Genomic DNA, 15,659 nt, shown 5'->3' with positions numbered 1-15,659 from the left:
CACGCCCTCCGGGTAGGTGAGCGCGCGACCAGCGCAGCGAGGTGAGACGGCTGCCGCCGTCACCGCAGGCGAGCAGGAAGTCGGCCGGACGGTGCCGCCCCCTTCCAACGGCAAGAGCTCTGCCGTACCGCGGCGGGGGCGGTACGGCAGAGCTCCGGTTGCTCAGGTGTCGGGGCGGTCCTAGTGGTCCGCCGCCTCGTCGGTCACGTCCGTGACCGTCCAGCGCTGGTTGGCGCCGGAGTTGGGCTGCCAGGTCGTGACGGCGGCGCCCTCGTTCGTGGCCTGGCCGCCGACCTCCAGCACACGTCCGGTGCCCGCGTTGACCAGGGTCCAGGTGTTGTCACCGGTGGTCGACATGATCCACTCGGTGGCCGGGTCCCGCTCGTCGGTGTCCGGCTCGACGACGGGCACGCCGTCGCGGACGGCGAGCACCTTGTCCTCGGCAGGGTTGGCGAGGACATACCGCTGCCGGCTGCCGGTCTTGCCGTGGCGGGCGTCCAGCTGCCACTCCTGCGCGACCGTGCCGTTCGCCGAACCGATGACCAGGCTCGTCCCGTTCGCCGCGACCGTCACCGCCTTGCCGCTCTGCACACCGGTCAGGGTGTACGAGTGGCCCTTGGTGAACAGGCCCGCGTCCTTCGCGACGCCCGAGACGCCCTTGACGGCGAAGGAGGTCACGGACTGCGCGGGGACGGTGTAGGTGGCCCTGCCGTCGACGACCTTGACCGGGGCCTGCCGCTGGAGCTTGCCGTCGGCGCTGGTCACCGTCGGCGTGACGGTCGCGTTGCCCTTGATCGTGCGGAACTTCGACAGGTCGATGGTGACCGTGCGGGGCGCGGTGGTGGAGTTGACGTGGACGAGCGAGGCGCCCTTGCCGTCCTTGGTCACGGCGGCGGCGCTGGAGGTGTCGTCCACCTTGATCAGCTTGTCGCCGGGCTTGATGAAGTGCGTGAAGTTACGAGCGGTGTCGAACTTCGTGTTCGTGTAGATCGGGCAGGACTTCAGGGTGTCCTTCGAGGTGCAGCTGAACGGGAGCTGGATGCTGCCCCAGTTGCCGCCCTTGGCGGACTCGCCGCCCGGCTTCATGTTGTCGTAGTCCTCGACCGGCTGCCAGAACACCCAGGCCGTGGGCTCCAGTTCACGCAGGTCGTTGACCATCTGCTGGGCGAGTCCGAGGCCCGGCCGCATGTCGGTGAAGCTCTGGCCGTCGCCCCAGTCGCCCTCGACCTCGCTCATCCACAGCGGTTTGTCGGCCGCCTTGGCCAGGTCCCGCACGGTGGTGCGCTGCCCGGTGCCGTAGGTGTGGACGTTCATCTGGTCGACGAGGTCGCGCGACGCCTGCGAGTAGGTGTTCCAGTTCTGCGCGAAGATCGACGGGTTGGTCTCGTCCATCGCCGAGATGTCCGACTTGACCTTCGCCTTCTTCAACGCGGGCGCCAGCGCGGCGAGGACCTTCTGCTGGAGCTCGGGTCCGATGTGGGCGCCCTCCTGGCGGCCGCCCACCGGCTCGCCGTCCGCGCCCAGCTTGGTGCCCCAGTAGTTGGTGTTGGGCTCGTTGAACGGGTCGACCGTGTCGACCTTGATGCCCTCCGCCTTCTCCAGCCGCTTGGTCGCGCCCGCCAGGTAGGCGGCGAAGTCGTCGACCGAGTCGGCCTTCAACTGGTCCTTGCCGGCGTCGAAATTGCCGGAGACGTAACCGCTCTCGGTCATGAACCAGGGCGGCGAGTTGCTGAACGTCTCCCAGTGCGTGATGTCCTTCCTGATGCGGTCCACCCACCAGCGCTGGGTGGCGTCCGCGTGGTTGTTCCAGTCGGCCGGATCGTCGGCGCTCCACCAGTCGGTGTCCTCGCGGGTGGTGCCCGCGGGCGCCTTCCACCAGCCCTCGACGGCGCCGCCGGCGCGCAGATAGTCCTTGACGTCGGGGGCGTTGCCGCCGCCGATGTTGTACCGGGCGATGTTCAGCGCCAGGCCGTCGTCGCCGAAGAGAAGCTTCGCGAGCTTCTCGCGTATCGCCGGTGGGTAGTCGCCGGTGGCGTTGGCGAACCAGACCAGGCTGGTGCCCCAGCCCTCGAACTTCTCCGCCTTGTACGACGGGTCCGGCTGCACGGTGACGGAGGCGGTGGCCTCGGTCTGTGCCTGCGCGGGGACGCTGAGCAGGGCGGCCCCGGTGGCCAGGGCCGTCAGGGCGGCGGCTCCGAGGAACCGTCTGCTGCGGGTACGGCGTGCCATCTGTGCTCCCAACTGGAGTGTGGTCGCTGTGATGACCCCTCCCGCCAGGGAGCGGGAGAGGACTGCCCTCGAACGGGTGTTGTGCCGTTCGAGGAGTCATGGATGCGGGCGGGTGCGGTGTGGTGCTGCGGGTGCGTTGCGGTTGCGGGGTCTCAGCCGGCGGGCTGCCGCAGTACGGCGACGTCCCTGGGGCCGAGCGTGAGCGTGCCGTCGGAGTCGGCGTCGCCGACGAGGACCTCGCCGGGCAGACCGGCCACCGGCACGGCGCTGTCGGTGCGGTTGACCAGGAACAGGAACCGGCTGTCGGTGCCGCGGCGCACGGTCAGTTCGACCAGGCCGCGCACCTCCTCGGGCAGTTCGCTCACCACGCCGGCCGGCCCGAGCAGGCGCGGCAGCAGGGCGGTCAGACCCCTCACACCGAGCCGGGTGGACACGTAGGCGGCCGAACCGCCGCCCGTCGCACGCCGGGTGACGGCGGGGCCGCCGGCCTGCTGGCCGGTGCGGTAGCGGGCCAGGACCTCGGTCTGAGGGCCGGTGACCGTGATCCGGTCGGTCCACAGGCTGCCGGTGCTCGCGTCGTCCAGCTCGACGGTCTCCCCGTCGAGCAGCGGCCCGAACTCCTCGATGCGCAGGCCGAGCAGGTCGCGCAGGGCTCCCGGGTAGCCGCCGAGCCAGACGTGGTCGTTCTCGTCGACGACCGCGGAGAAGTACGTGGTGATCAGGTGGCCGCCCTGCTCGGCGTACCGGGTGAGCTCCTTGGCGAGGTCGGAGGGCACCAGGTGCAGCACCGGGGCGATCAGCACCTGGTGGCGCGACAGGTCGGCGCGGGTGGTGATCAGGTCGGCGCGGATGCCGAGGGCCAGCAGCGCCGAGTACCAGTCGAGCGCCTCCTGCCGGTAGTCGAGCAGGGAGGTGGGGTGGGAGTCCTGCTCGCTCGCCCACCACGACTCCCAGTCGTAGACGATCCCGACCCGGGCGGGCTCCCGCTCCGAACCGGCGACCGGGGCGAGAGTGGCGAGCGTGGCGCCGAGAGCGGCCACCGCCCGGAACAGGTCGCTGTCCGCACCGGCGTGCGGGACCATAGCCGAGTGGTACTTCTCGGCGCCGGCCGCCGACTGCCGCCACTGGAAGAAGCACACCGCGTCGGCGCCGTGCGCGACATGGAGCAGCGAGTCCCGGGCCAGGTCGCCGGGCCGCTTGGCCACGTTGACGGGCTGCCAGTTGACGGCGCTGGTGGAGTGCTCCATCAGGAACCAGGGCCGCCCGCCGGCGATACCGCTGGTGAGGTTGGCCGAGAAGGACAGCTCGTCGCGGTCCTGGGGCCCGGGGTGGACGTAGTGGTCGTTGGAGACGAAGTCGATCTCCTCGGCCCAGTCCGGGTAGTTCATGCCCTTGGTTCCGCTCATCACCATGAAGTTCGTGGTGACGGGCACGTCCGGCGTGATCTCGCGCAGGAGGTCCCGTTCCGCACGCAGGTAGTCCTTCAGCGCGTCCGAGGAGAACCGCTTGAAGTCCAGCTGCTGGGTCGGGTTGGGGTGCGAGGCGGCGAGCCTCGGCGGCAGGATCTGCTCCCAGTCGCTGTAGCGCTGCGACCAGAACGCCGTCCCCCAGGCGTGGTTGAGCGCGTCGAGCGTGCCGTAGCGGGCGCGCAGCCAGCCGCGGAAGGCGCGGGCCGCGTCGTCGGAGTAGTCGTAGATGTTGTGGCAGCCCAGCTCGTTGGAGACGTGCCAGGCGACCAGGGCGGGGTGGTCCTGGTACCGGTTCGCCATCTCCCGGACCAGGCGCAGGGCGTGCTCGCGGAAGACCGGAGAGGTGGGCCGCCAGTGCTGGCGGGCGCCCGGCCAGACCGTCTCGCCGTTCGCCGTGACCGGCAGGATCTCCGGGTGAGCGGTGCTGAGCCAGGGCGGCGGGGAGGCGGTGGCGGTGGCCAGGTCGACCCCGATGCCGCCCGCGTGCAGCAGGTCCATGACCTCGTCGAGCCAACCGAAGTCCCACTGGTCCGGACCGGGCTGGATCCGGGCCCACGAGAAGATCCCCACGGACACGACGTTGACTCCGGCCTCACGCATCAGCCGGACGTCCTCCTCCCACACGTCCCGGGGCCACTGCTCCGGGTTGTAGTCGGCGCCGTAGCCGAGACGGGGGACGAAGTCACCGTCCACCCCGCGCAGGCGGGACAGGAGGGTGGAGATCATGGCGGTCCTTCCGGATGTGGTGCACGGGGGCGGCGCGGTGATCCACCGCGCCGCCCGGCGCTTACTGCTTTCCTGACTGCTTCTCGACTACTTGACGGTGAAGCCCTGCTCCTTGCCGTACTTGACCGAGGCGTCCTGCCAGGCCTTCAGACCGTCGGCCAGCTTGGTGCCGGAGATGTAGGCCTTGCCGACGGTGTCGTTGAAGATCGAGTTGGCGTACTGCTGGAAGGGCAGGTACGACCAGTCGTCGGCGACGTTGGCGGCGGACTGGGCGAAGATCTTGTTGGCCTGCTGGCCGCCGAAGTAGTCGAACTTGGTGTTCTGGAACTCGCTGGACTGAAGATCCGCGGTGGTCGCCGGGAAGGCGCCCTGCTTGACGCGGGTCTGCACGCCGTCCTCGGCGTTGGCGTACTTGACGAAGGCGTAGGCGAGTTCCTTGTTCTTGCCCAGCGCGGGCAGGGTCAGGGAGCTGCCGCCGTTCTCAGTGCTCGCCTTGTCACCCTTGGTCCAGGCCGGCATCGGGGCCGCGCGCCAGTCACCCTTGGCCTGCGGCACGCCGGTGACGAAGTTGGCGGGCATCCAGGCGCCGCTGGGCAGGGTGGCGAGGGTGCCGTCGCCCAGACCCTTGTACCAGTCGTCGGTCCAGCCGTTGATGGGCGCGAGAAGCTTCTCGTCGATCAGCTTCTGCCAGGTGTCCGTGTACTTCTTGGCATTCGCGTCAGCGAAGTTGATCTTCACGTTGGTGCCGTCGACCTTGTAGGGGCGAGAGCCGGCCTGCCACAGCAGGCTGGTGGTGAGGCCCGCGTCGCCGGCATCGGCGGCGATGAAGACCTTGGGGTCGGCCTTGTGCAGCTTGCGGGCTGCCTCGACGTACTCGTCCCAGGTGGTCGGCACCGCGACCTTGTACTTGTCGAAGATCTTCTTGTTGTAGAAGAGCGCCATCGGGCCGGCGTCCATCGGCAGGCCGTAGACGGCCTTGTCCTCGCTCACGGCGTTCCACGGACCGGGGCTGTACTTGGACGCGAGCTTGTCGGCGCCGAAGGGGGCCAGGTCGGTGAGGCCCTTGGTGAGGGCGTACTGGCCCAGCGCGAAGTACTCGACCTGGGCGACGTCGGGCACGCCCTTCTCGGCCGATATGGCGTTCGACAGGGCGGTGTAGTGCTTGTCGCCGGACCGCTCGCTCACCAGGTTGATCTTGACCTTGGGGTACTTCTTCTCGAAGTCGGCCGCCACCGACTTCAGGGTGGGCTCCCAGGCCCAGACATTGACCGTGCCGCCCTTCTTCAGGGCCGCCTGGATGTCCCCGGCGGAGACCGCCTTCTGGCCTGAGTCGTCGTCGGAGCCGCCGCACGCGGTGGCCCCCAGGGCGAGGGTGGAGAGGAGGGCGAGGCCGCGCAGCAGGCGGCCGGTCGTTCTGCGCATCGAGATGCTTCCACTTCTTCGTGGGTGGGACAGGTGGAGGGTGGTGGGGGTCAACGTGGGGCTGAGGGGCGGCCGGAGGGCCGCGGAGATCACTCCTTGACGCTTCCGGCCGCGAGACCCGACTGCCAGTACTTCTGCAGCAGCAGGAACGCGGCGATCAGCGGCACGATGGTGAGCAGCGAACCGGTGATCACCAGGTTGTAGATCACTTCGCCGCCGATCGTCTCCGCCTGGGAGTTCCAGACGCTGAGTCCCAGGGTCAGCGGATACCAGTCCGAGTCCTTGAGCATGATCAGCGGCAGGAAGTAGTTGTTCCAGGTCGCGACCGTGGTGAACAGCAGCACGGTCACGATGCCGGGGGCGAGCAGCGGCAGGGAGACGGTGAAGAAGGTGCGCGCCTCGCCGGCCCCGTCGATGCGGGCCGCCTCCAGGAGTTCGGTGGGAATGGCCTCGGTGGCGAACACCCACATCAGGTACAGGCCGAACGGCGAGACCAGCGAGGGGATGATCACCGCCCACGGGGTGTCGGTGAGGCCCATCTTGCTGAACATCAGGAAGGTGGGCACCGCGAGGGCCGTACCGGGGACGGCCACCGCGCCGATGACCATCGCGAAGATGCCGCGCTTGCCGGGGAAGTCGAACTTCGCCAGCGCGTAACCGCCCAGGACCGCGAGCAGGGTGGCCCCGCCGGCGCCCAGCACGACGTACAACAGGGTGTTCAGGAGCCAGCGCGTGAACACGCCGTCGTCGTACGTGAACGTGTCCCGGATGTTGTCCCACAGGGCGAAGTCGTGGGCGAACCACAGCCCGGACGAATCGGACAGTCCCGTCTGGGTCTTGGTGGCGTTGATGGCCAGCCAGATCAGCGGCACCACGGTGTAGATGACCAGCAGGGAGGTCATGACCGTCAGCAGCACGCTGCGCTTGGGCTTGCCGACGGAGTGCCGACGCGGGCCGCGCAGTCGCGGCGCGCTCTTGCCGGGGCCGCCGGTCTCGGCGGGCGCGGAGGGAGAGGCGGTGGTGACAGGGGTGCTCATCGGGTCACGCTCCCTTGCGCATGCCGCGCAGCTGCACGGCATAGGCGATCACCATCGTGATCAGCCCCATGATGATGGCCACCGTGGCGGAGTAGTTGTGCTGCTGGCCGTTGAAGGACAGCGAGTACGTGTAGAAGTTCGGGGTGAAGTCCGTCGTGATGGCGTTGCGGGCCAGCTTCCGGAGGATGTTCGGCTCGTTGAAGAGCTGGAAGCTGCCGATGATCGAGAAGATCGTCGCGATCACGAGGGCGCCGCGGATCGCGGGCAGCTTGATCGCGGTGATGACCCGGAACTGTCCGGCACCGTCGATCTCCGCCGCCTCGTACAGCGAGTGCGGGATGACACGCAGCGCCGAGTAGAAGATCAGCATGTTGTAGCCGACGAACTCCCAGGTGACGATGTTGCCGATCGATGCCAGTACCAGGTCGGGCGAGAGCGGGTCGGGCAGGGTGACGCCGAAGGCCTGGTTGATGTCGCCCACCAGTCCGTACTCCGTGCCGTACATGAAGCCCCACATCAGGGTGGCGACGACGGCGGGCACCGCGTACGGCAGGAAGATCGTGATGCGGAAGAAGCTCTTGCCGTAGAGCCGTCCGCTGTCCAGCGCCAGGGCCACCAGCAGGGCGATGCCGAGCATGATCGGCACCTGCACGCACAGGAAGAGCGAGACCCGCCCGAGCGACTCCCAGAACTGGTCGTCCTGCACGGCCTGCTTGTAGTTGTCCAGGCCGACGAAGGTGTTGCCGCCGATCAACTGGTTGCGGTACAGGCTCAGATAGATCGAGTACACGATCGGAGCCAGGAACACCAGGGCGAACACGGCCACGAAGGGACCGATGAAACCCCACCCCGTCCAGGAGCGGCGGTCCCGTCGCGCCGGAGGTGGTGCCGGCCGCGGCTCGGCGGCCGCCGGCGGTTGCAGCGTCGTCATGTCGTTCCTCGCTCGTCCACGTCCTGGAACCGGTGGGCGTGTCCGGACAACCGGCGCCGGTGCCATACCCACTGGGCAGATGTTTGCGCAAACATCTGCCACGCCGAGAGAGTGGTGTGCTGTTATGTTTACGTAAACATCCGATGGCGGCATGTCTACACTGCCCCGTTGACGGGGGTCAAGGCTCCCTGGTTGAAACGTGACCTGAGCAGCGGTGGAGAGGTGGCGGACGGCGAATGGACACGGCTGACAGAACCCCGACGCAGGGGCCCGGGCCGACCGTGGAAGCGGCGGGCGGGCCCGTGGGCGTGACCGGCGACGGTCCCAGACGTGCCCCCGGCCGGACCCGGGGCGGTGGACGGGCCAGTGCTTCCATGGCGGACGTGGCCCAACTGGCGGGGGTCTCGTCGCAGACCGTGTCCCGCGTGTCCAACGGCTACGCGGGAGTGAACGAGGAGACCCGCCGGCAGGTTCTCGCCGCGATGAAGGAGCTCGGCTACCGGCCCAACTCCGCGGCCCGCGCCCTCAAACGCGGCGAGTTCCGCACCATCGGCGTCATCACCTTCTCGCTGTCCACCACCGGCAACGTGCGCACCCTGGAGGCGATCGCCAACTCCGCGGCGCACGAGGGGTACGCGGTCACGCTGCTCCCGGTCGCCGTCCCCACCCAGGACGAGGTACGGGGCGCCTTCAGCCGGCTGGAGGAGCTCGCCGTCGACGCGGTGATCGTGATCATGGAGGTCCATCTGCTGGACGCGGCGACCGTCACGCTGCCGCCGCACGTCCAGGTCGTCGTCGTGGACTCCGACGCCGGTGACCGCTACACGGTGGTGGACACCGATCAGGCCGGCGGCAGCCGAGCGGCCGTACACCATCTGCTTGCCCTCGGACACCGGACCGTATGGCATCTGGGCGGTCCCGAGGGCTCGTTCGCCGCCCAGCGTCGCGCCGACGCCTGGCGGGCGGCCCTCGCCGAGGCCGGCCGCAGCGCGCCGCCACTGGTGCGGGGTGACTGGTCGGCGGGGTCCGGCTACCACGTCGGTCTCGAACTCGCCGCGCGCGAGGAGTGCACCGCCGTCTTCGTGGCCAACGACCAGATGGCCCTGGGACTGCTGCGCGCCCTCCACGAACGCGGGCGGCGGGTGCCCGAGGACGTCAGCGTGATCGGCTTCGACGACATCGCCGAGGCGAGTTCCTTCCTGCCGCCGCTGACCACTCTCCACCAGGACTTCGCCGAGGTGGGTCGGCTCTGTGTGGAGGCGGTGCTGCGCAAGATGCGCCAGGACGGGCCGGAGCGGGGCACGACGCTGGTACCGACCCGGCTGGTGGAGCGGGCGAGCACGGGACCGCCGCCGGGGCGCCAGAGGGGCGCGCTGACGTCGCGCTGACGTCGCGGGGAGGTCGGGTTGTAGGTCCGGGCCGCCGTCAGGCGGTCGTGTGCAGCTGGTACACGTTGAACGCCCGCTGGATGACCGGCTGTGCCACGTTGCGCACCCGTACGCCGCCCGCCGTCATCCCGTGCTCGGTGCCCGCATGTGCGTGGCCGTGGACGGCGAGGTCGGCGCCGGCCGTGTCGATCGCCTCGGCCAGCAGGTAGCTGCCGAGGAACGGAAAGATCTCCGGGGGCTCCCCGGCGAGTGTGTCGGCCACGGGGGAGAAGTGGGTGAGCGCCACCCGCACCTCGCACTCCTGCTTCCCGAGGTCCTCCAGGGCGGCGCGCAGACTGTCGGCGCTGCGCCGGGTGGTGCGGACGAACTCCTTCATCAGCGGCTCACCGAACTCCCCGGCGCTGCGTCCGACGAATCCGCCCCCGAAGCCCTTGGTCCCGGCGATCCCGACCCGCGTTCCGCCGCACTCCACGACCGTGCCCTCACCCTCCAGCACCCTCACGCCCGCCTCCTGGAGGATGCCGGTGACCTTCTCGGGCTGCTCGTCGTGGTGGTCGTGGTTGCCGAGGACGGCGACGACCGGCACCGGCAGCCCCCGTACCTCCTGGGCCACCACCCGGGCCTCCTCCGGTGTGCCGTGGCGGGTGAGGTCCCCGGCCAGCAGCAGCAGGTCGGCGCAGTCGGGCAGGGTCTCGAAGGCGGGCCGCAGCAGACCCTGGGTGTCGGGCCCCATGTGGATGTCCCCCACGGCGGCGACGCGGATCACGACAGTTCCTCCGCGTGGTCGGGGGAGGCCGTCTCCGCCACCAGGACGTCCGTCAGCACGTCGAGCCCTGCCAGCTCCTCGTGGACGGTCCGCAGCAGCGTCTCTCGACACTCGGCGGAGGGCACCGTGCCGGTGACCACGACCGACCCGGCCCGCACCTCCGCCCGTACGCCCAGCTCGCCGAGTTCCTCGGCGGCGAGGCGGTCGCGCAGGTGAGCGACCCGGTATGCGACGTTCTCGGCGTTCTCGGCGCTCTGGCGCGCGTCACCGGGGCCGGGTGCGGCGGGCTCGCTCATCGTCACTCCTTCTTCGACTTCTTCGACTTCTTCGGCCCGGGTTCGATGACCTCCAGCCGTTCCAGGAAGTAGAAGAACGCGTCGGGCATCGGAGCGTCCCCGCACGCCTCGCGCACCGCGTCCCAGTCGACCTTCTCGCGCAGGGCGCGGGCGATCGGAAGGACCGCCCCGAAGTCGCAGTGGTGCTCGGAGAACGCGGCCAGCAGGCTGTGCACCAGGTCGGTCGGAGACAGCACCGGCATGAAGACCGAGTCCACCGACAGCTCCTGCGTCCGCTCCAGCAGCTCCGTGGTGACCGGCTGGTGCGCCAACTCGAAGATCAGGTCGACCTGCTGGCCCAGGCAGTCGGCCTTCAGCAGCCAGTCCTCCGGCGGGGTGAACACCTGGACTCCGGCCTCGCGCAGGCTCTCGGCCACGGCCTGGGCGTCCTCGGGCCGGATGGCGAAGTCGACGTCGTGCTGGAGGTTCTGGGCGCCGCCGTGGGCGTACACGGCGACACTGCCCGCGAGCGCGAACGGATGGCCCTTCCGCTTCAGGATCGTGCCGACCTGCTTGGCGGCCTGCAGGATCGCCTGATTGCGGTCCAGGGGCAGATCGCCCGTGAGCACCTTGTTCTGGGGGACGAGTTCGGGATCTCCCGTCGCCAGCCGCAGCTCGGCGACGCCGGCGCGCTGGTCGAGAGCGTTGTCGTCGGCGTGCGGCGCCATCGCTGCCCCCTTTCTGGTCGTCCCGTCGCCCGACCCCGCTCCGGGGGGCCGCAGGCGAAGGACCGTGACGGCGAGCGCCGGGTACCCGGCGCGCCGCCTTCGACACGAGTACCTTGCGCTGGGTTCCTGGGCCCGCCTTCCGGACAGTGGTTCAGGGCACCCGGCCCCATGAACAACGCCGACGAGCGGCAGCCGGCCTTGTCCGGGGAGCGTGCAGCGCGGATCACTCCGGCGGACATGGACGCCGTCCACCGCTGGCTCACGGTCCACGGGCCCCCGCTCTGACGCCCGCGTCCCAGGCCGGGGTTCCGGACCCCGACCGGGTGCTCGGACGGTGGTTCCCGCAGCACGCGGGCGGGGCGCGGCCTGTCCGGCCGCGCCCCGCACCCGTTGTCCCGCTCCCGCGACCGGCGGCGGTGGCGGTCGCGGTGGATCAGGCGGGCAGTTTGGCGCGTACACGGGCGGCCGCGGCGGCAGGCCGTGTCGTGGCGCGGACCGAGCGGCGCACCAGGTGGGCCTCACGGCGCAGGTCGTGCGCGGAGTGACGGCCGCGCCACCACAGGGAGGGACGGCCGGCCGTGTCGTCGGCCGCGATGAGCAGGCCGCCGAGCATCGAGAGGTTCTTCAGGAAGTGGATGCGCTGCTGGGCGCGCTCGTCCGGGTCCTCCGTCTCCCAGAAACGGTGGGCCGCAAGCGTCGTGGGCACGAGGGTGGCGGCGATGGCCAGGGCCGCCGGCCGCGGGACACGTCCCATGCCGAGCAGGACGCCCGCCACCACCTGAACGGCACCGTTGAGCCGTACGACCCGGTCCGTGCGGTCGGGCAGGGCGGAGACGCGTTCGGTGACCGGGCGCACGACGGGGTCGGCGACCGGGGCCACCTCCTTGGGGTCACGAACGGAGTTCAGGCCGCCGGCGACGAACATGGAGGCGAGCAGGGGGCGGCCGGCCCGGCGTAGGAGACTCATGAGCCCTCCTCGGAGGTTCGGAATCAGGGACAGGGAATGTGGGGACCGGGTTCCCCACCCGGGGCGCGCTCATGCGACGTCCCACCCGCCGTCGACAGCCCCAGGCGCACGCTCCGGTTCGGTTCCGGCAGGCCGGGAACGCGTCCTGTCGAGTACCCGAACCGAGGGACGGTGCGCCCATGACCGAGTACGAACGTTCCCGCACGATGCCGGCCCAGCCGGAGCACGTCTTCGACCAGGCCGCCCACGTGGACCAGCTGGAGGCCTGGCTGCCGGGGACCTTGCACGTGCACGCCGACGAGCCGCCTGCCGTCACGGTGCACGAGGACCGCCACGACGAGGACACCCGCGCCCTGCTGAGGGCCAGGCCCGAGCAACTCCGGGTCGAATGGGGCACCCGCGACCAGGGCGGCTACTCCGGCTGGCTGCAGGTCGCCGGCCTCGACAGCGGGGCCAGCGAGGTCACCGTGCACCTGTCGTTCTTCGACGACCGCCGCGACCCGGGCCGACAGACCGTCCACGACGCCCTCGACTCGAGCCTGCGGCGCCTGGAGGAACAGGTACGGCTGCGCGTCGACAACGCCGCCGGCTGAGCGGTGGCCGCCGGCCCGGCCGACCGAGCGCGCCATACCGCCCGCTCACGTCCCGGGCACGCCCCACTCGGGAGGAACCGGCGGCTGAGTGTCCTCCCCGGCGGTGTACTCCTCCACGATCTCCCGCACGTCGACGTCCGGGGAGGCGAGGGCGGCGCGCCGCCACCGTGCCATGAGCGCTGCGTCCCCGAGGTTGTCCAGGAGCATCGCCAGGGCACGCATCGCGAGGACGTCGGTCACCTCGTCGACCAGCGTCCTCTCCACCAACGGGGCGATTTCGTCGTGCACGGCGACCGACCCGGCCAGCGCGCTGACGACCTCACGCCCCCAGATGCCGGGCTTGTTGACGCTCAGGCAGCACTCGTACAACTCGGGGAGCAGGCTCTGGACGACGTCGGGACGATCCGTGCCCACGTCACGCAGCAGGTCCAGGACCGCCAGGGAACCCCGGCCGGTGCGCAGTGACTCCCGGAGCACGGGAACGACGTCGGATCCGAGGAGCCGCTGTCTGGCCGCCGCACGGTCCTGTTCCACTTCGCGCAGTCTCTCCTCGGCGACGAAACGGAGGTGATCCGCTTCGAGATAGGCACGCCACAGGCGTTCCCCGCCACTCTCGTCCCCGCTCCCGAACCAACCCACGGCCCCTCCCGTCCTCGCCGATCGGGAGAGAATACTGGGCGGGTGGCCGCTCGTCGGCGCGTGCTCGGTTCATGTGCCGCAGACGACGGATCCGCGTCTGGCCGAACCGGCGATTTCGGACCAAGTAGGCCGCGTGGAGGGCCAGATGATCAGGGCTCCGGCGGCGAGCAGGGCTCGGGTGGCGACGAAGGCGCGGCCGGCGCCGTCGCACAGCCGCTTGCCGGTTCCCCGACCGCACCGCAGGCGACCGGCCCGCACCGCAGGCGACCGGCCCGCACCGCGGGCGACCGGCAGCGACCTCGCCGAGACCGGGACGCAGCTGTGGCCGGCCGCGGCTGGAGCGGTTCTCCTGATCTGCGGCCTCCTCCTGCTCCTGCGCACCAGGCGAAACGCCGGGTGACCAAAGGCGGGTGACGTCCCCGAAGGCCGCCCTGAGAGTCGGCGACATGGCCCACTGACGGGTGCGGCCGTTCGAGGGCGTTCACTCCCACGGATCAGTCGGCCGAGGCACCCGAGCCCATCTGCGGGTCAGATGGAGAGCGTGCGAATATCCATCACCGCGGCCCTGAGCCGCTCCCGTCTGCTCGTGGCCGCCACTCTGCTCGCCGCCGCCTGCGTCCCGCTCGCCCCGTCCGCGGTCTCCGCCGCTCCGGATCCCTCGCCCGTCCGCGGTTCCGCCTTCATGGGCATGGGGGTCGTGGCCCACGACGGGCGACACGGCGGTCCACCCACCGGAACCCGCGCCACCCAGACAGAGGGTGTGGACGTGGCCAGCTACCAGGGCAACGTGTCCTGGCCGACTCTGTGGACCAGCGGAGTGCGCTGGGCCTACGCCAAGGCATCCGAGGGGACGTACTACCGGAACCCCTACTTCAGCCAGCAGTACGGCGGCTCGTACAACCAAGGCATGATCCACGGGGCGTACCACTTCGCGACCCCGGACACCACCGGCGGCGCCACCCAGGCCGACTACTTCGTCGACCACGGCGGCAACTGGTCCCAGGACGACAAGACCCTGCCCGGCGCACTCGACATCGAGTGGAACCCGTACGGCGACGCCTGCTACGGCAAGACCCCGAGCGCGATGGTCACCTGGATCCGCAACTTCCTGAACCGGTACAAGGCGCGAACGGGCCGGGCCGCCGTGATCTACACGGCCACCACCTGGTGGGCCGAATGCACCGGCAACTACGGCGGGTTCGCCGCCAACCCGCTGTGGATCGCCCGCTACGCCTCGACCGCGGGCACCCTGCCGGCCGGCTGGACCAAGTACACGATGTGGCAGTACACCTCCACCGGGCCGACGGTCGGCGACCACGACAAGTTCAACGGCACGGCCGCGAAGCTCCGGGCGCTCGCCCATGGCTGATGACGCGGCACCCACCTTCGACGAGGTGGTGGAGAAACAGCGTGCGGCAGACCAGGCACACAACCGGGTCGAAGAGCTGCGGCACTCCCTCGGTCCGCCCACCGAGCACAAGTGGACCAGGCAACAGACCGTCACCTACGAGACCGCCTGGCGCGCCTGGCGCGACCTCGACCGTGAAGCCCAGTCCACCCTGGCCGAGTACGCCAGGACACGGGGCCGGGCGCGGCAGGAGGTGCAGGAGGACGTGCAGACCGCGGTGCGCAGCCGGGACTCCGAGTAGCCGGGCGGCGCGGAGGCGGGGCGACAGTCGCCGGACAGCATGTGGGCCGGCCGGCGACTGCCGCCCCGCCTCCTTGCCGAAACGGCAACTTCCTTTGCCCGTAGTGCTGTTGCCGACGGAGGCTTCCTTGCGACAACGACCGCACTGTTTCGCGCAGGAGGCGCCATGACCCACATCCACCCGACGGAGGCCGCCGAGTTCTGGGAGGCCCGCTATCAGGGCAACGACCGTGTCTGGAGCGGTCGGCCCAATCCGCTGCTCGTGCGGGAGGTGGCCGGCCTCGCGCCCGGCACCGCGCTCGACCTGGGATGCGGCGAGGGAGCGGACGCGGTGTGGCTGGCCTCGAGCGGCTGGCGGGTCACGGGGGCCGACATCTCCCCTACGGCCCTGGAACGCGCGGCCGGGCACGCCGCCGAGGCCGGAGTCGGCGACCAGGTCCGGTGGGAGCGGCACGAGTTGGGCGTGACGTTTCCGGAGGGGTCCTTCGACCTGGTCAGCGCGCAGTTCCTGCAGTCCCCGGTGCACATGGACCAGGACGGAGTCCTGCGGCGGGCCGCCGCAGCGGTGGCGCCCGGTGGCACGCTCCTGATCGTGATGCACGCGGGCTGGCCGTCGTGGCAGGACGAGCCTCCCTTCGACGTGGAGTTCCCCACGCCTACGGGCGTGCTCGCGGCGCTCGCGCTGCCGGAGGGGGAGTGGTCCGTCGAGACCGTGGAAGCGGTGCGCAAGCCGAGCGTCTCCCCCGAGGGGATCGAAGGCTTCCGCTACGACAACCTGTGGCGGATCCGGCGCACCGGACACTGACGACCCGCGCCTCCGCTCACCCCGCGCCCTCGCTCA

At 70.5% G+C, this 15,659-nt stretch carries 15 protein-coding genes; 5 read left to right on the top strand and 10 right to left on the bottom strand.

Going from position 1 to position 15,659, the window contains the following annotated elements; genetic code table 11:
* Positions 1-180 precede the first annotated feature (180 nt).
* From OHA64_RS04955 to OHA64_RS04935, 5 genes are all read right to left on the bottom strand, one after another.
* Positions 181-2,229, bottom strand: a complete 2,049-nt coding sequence (locus OHA64_RS04955; protein WP_405608385.1) for an RICIN domain-containing protein — start codon at positions 2,227-2,229, stop codon at positions 181-183.
* Positions 2,230-2,381: 152 nt separating this feature from the next.
* A complete protein-coding gene (locus OHA64_RS04950; RefSeq protein WP_405608382.1) occupies positions 2,382-4,424 on the bottom strand; it encodes a beta-galactosidase in 2,043 nt (680 codons plus the stop codon).
* Positions 4,425-4,511: 87 nt separating this feature from the next.
* Entirely contained in the window at positions 4,512-5,846 is a 1,335-nt protein-coding gene (locus OHA64_RS04945; protein WP_405608379.1) for an ABC transporter substrate-binding protein, read from the bottom strand.
* A gap of 89 nt (positions 5,847-5,935) precedes the next feature.
* Complete coding sequence (locus OHA64_RS04940) at positions 5,936-6,883, bottom strand: carbohydrate ABC transporter permease (RefSeq protein ID WP_405608376.1); 948 nt, start codon at positions 6,881-6,883, stop codon at positions 5,936-5,938.
* Between the two features lie 4 nt (positions 6,884-6,887).
* Positions 6,888-7,814: a carbohydrate ABC transporter permease gene (locus OHA64_RS04935; protein ID WP_405608373.1), complete on the bottom strand. Its 927-nt coding sequence runs from the start codon at positions 7,812-7,814 to the stop codon at positions 6,888-6,890.
* Positions 7,815-8,188: 374 nt separating this feature from the next.
* Between OHA64_RS04935 and OHA64_RS04930 the strand changes: the two genes are divergently transcribed.
* Positions 8,189-9,202 carry a LacI family DNA-binding transcriptional regulator gene (locus OHA64_RS04930; RefSeq protein WP_405608370.1) on the top strand — a complete coding sequence of 338 codons (1,014 nt, stop codon included), beginning with the start codon at positions 8,189-8,191 and terminating at the stop codon, positions 9,200-9,202.
* Positions 9,203-9,239: 37 nt separating this feature from the next.
* Here the strand turns inward: OHA64_RS04930 and OHA64_RS04925 are convergent, their stop codons facing one another.
* From OHA64_RS04925 to OHA64_RS04910, 4 genes are all read right to left on the bottom strand, one after another.
* Positions 9,240-9,968: a metallophosphoesterase gene (locus OHA64_RS04925; protein WP_405608367.1), complete on the bottom strand. Its 729-nt coding sequence runs from the start codon at positions 9,966-9,968 to the stop codon at positions 9,240-9,242.
* Positions 9,965-10,264, bottom strand: coding sequence for a BON domain-containing protein (locus tag OHA64_RS04920; protein ID WP_405608364.1), 300 nt, complete (start codon positions 10,262-10,264; stop codon positions 9,965-9,967). Before OHA64_RS04920 ends, OHA64_RS04925 begins: the two co-directional genes overlap by 4 nt.
* A 2-nt stretch (positions 10,265-10,266) precedes the next feature.
* Complete coding sequence (locus OHA64_RS04915) at positions 10,267-10,971, bottom strand: nucleotidyltransferase family protein (protein WP_405608361.1); 705 nt, start codon at positions 10,969-10,971, stop codon at positions 10,267-10,269.
* A 433-nt stretch (positions 10,972-11,404) separates the two neighbouring features.
* Positions 11,405-11,938 carry a DoxX family protein gene (locus tag OHA64_RS04910; protein WP_405608358.1) on the bottom strand — a complete coding sequence of 178 codons (534 nt, stop codon included), beginning with the start codon at positions 11,936-11,938 and terminating at the stop codon, positions 11,405-11,407.
* 179 nt (positions 11,939-12,117) lie between these two features.
* On the opposite strand from OHA64_RS04910, the gene OHA64_RS04905 reads away from it, so the two are divergent.
* Positions 12,118-12,531, top strand: a complete 414-nt coding sequence (locus tag OHA64_RS04905) for an SRPBCC family protein (RefSeq protein WP_405608355.1) — start codon at positions 12,118-12,120, stop codon at positions 12,529-12,531.
* Positions 12,532-12,576: 45 nt separating this feature from the next.
* Here OHA64_RS04905 and OHA64_RS04900 read toward each other — a convergent pair whose 3' ends face one another.
* Entirely contained in the window at positions 12,577-13,170 is a 594-nt protein-coding gene (locus OHA64_RS04900) for a hypothetical protein (protein ID WP_405608352.1), read from the bottom strand.
* 532 nt (positions 13,171-13,702) lie between these two features.
* Between OHA64_RS04900 and OHA64_RS04895 the strand changes: the two genes are divergently transcribed.
* From OHA64_RS04895 to OHA64_RS04885, 3 genes are all read left to right on the top strand, one after another.
* Positions 13,703-14,539: a lysozyme gene (locus OHA64_RS04895; protein WP_405608349.1), complete on the top strand. Its 837-nt coding sequence runs from the start codon at positions 13,703-13,705 to the stop codon at positions 14,537-14,539.
* Entirely contained in the window at positions 14,532-14,819 is a 288-nt protein-coding gene (locus tag OHA64_RS04890) for a hypothetical protein (protein ID WP_405608346.1), read from the top strand. Before OHA64_RS04895 ends, OHA64_RS04890 begins: the two co-directional genes overlap by 8 nt.
* 165 nt (positions 14,820-14,984) lie before the next feature.
* The gene (locus tag OHA64_RS04885) at positions 14,985-15,623 is read left to right on the top strand and encodes a class I SAM-dependent methyltransferase (protein ID WP_405608343.1); all 639 of its coding nucleotides are present in this window, start codon (positions 14,985-14,987) and stop codon (positions 15,621-15,623) included.
* The last annotated feature ends 36 nt before the right edge of the window (positions 15,624-15,659 follow it).

The organism is Streptomyces sp. NBC_00076 (assembly GCF_045041235.1).
Taxonomy (GTDB): domain Bacteria; phylum Actinomycetota; class Actinomycetes; order Streptomycetales; family Streptomycetaceae; genus Streptomyces.
This window is presented reverse-complemented; position numbering and strand designations above follow the sequence as displayed.

What these genes read in the sequence shown, in the direction of transcription:
- OHA64_RS04950 (WP_405608382.1), bottom strand. Translation starts at nt 4,424, where the DNA reads ATGATCTCCACCCTCCTGTCCCGCCTGCGCGGGGTGGACGGTGACTTC.
- OHA64_RS04940 (WP_405608376.1), bottom strand. Translation starts at nt 6,883, where the DNA reads ATGAGCACCCCTGTCACCACCGCCTCTCCCTCCGCGCCCGCCGAGACC.
- OHA64_RS04910 (WP_405608358.1), bottom strand. Translation starts at nt 11,938, where the DNA reads ATGAGTCTCCTACGCCGGGCCGGCCGCCCCCTGCTCGCCTCCATGTTC.
- OHA64_RS04930 (WP_405608370.1), top strand. Translation starts at nt 8,189, where the DNA reads ATGGCGGACGTGGCCCAACTGGCGGGGGTCTCGTCGCAGACCGTGTCC.
- OHA64_RS04905 (WP_405608355.1), top strand. Translation starts at nt 12,118, where the DNA reads ATGACCGAGTACGAACGTTCCCGCACGATGCCGGCCCAGCCGGAGCAC.
- OHA64_RS04895 (WP_405608349.1), top strand. Translation starts at nt 13,703, where the DNA reads ATGGAGAGCGTGCGAATATCCATCACCGCGGCCCTGAGCCGCTCCCGT.
- OHA64_RS04945 (WP_405608379.1), bottom strand. Translation starts at nt 5,846, where the DNA reads ATGCGCAGAACGACCGGCCGCCTGCTGCGCGGCCTCGCCCTCCTCTCC.
- OHA64_RS04915 (WP_405608361.1), bottom strand. Translation starts at nt 10,971, where the DNA reads ATGGCGCCGCACGCCGACGACAACGCTCTCGACCAGCGCGCCGGCGTC.
- OHA64_RS04955 (WP_405608385.1), bottom strand. Translation starts at nt 2,229, where the DNA reads ATGGCACGCCGTACCCGCAGCAGACGGTTCCTCGGAGCCGCCGCCCTG.
- OHA64_RS04890 (WP_405608346.1), top strand. Translation starts at nt 14,532, where the DNA reads ATGGCTGATGACGCGGCACCCACCTTCGACGAGGTGGTGGAGAAACAG.
- OHA64_RS04935 (WP_405608373.1), bottom strand. Translation starts at nt 7,814, where the DNA reads ATGACGACGCTGCAACCGCCGGCGGCCGCCGAGCCGCGGCCGGCACCA.
- OHA64_RS04920 (WP_405608364.1), bottom strand. Translation starts at nt 10,264, where the DNA reads ATGAGCGAGCCCGCCGCACCCGGCCCCGGTGACGCGCGCCAGAGCGCC.
- OHA64_RS04885 (WP_405608343.1), top strand. Translation starts at nt 14,985, where the DNA reads ATGACCCACATCCACCCGACGGAGGCCGCCGAGTTCTGGGAGGCCCGC.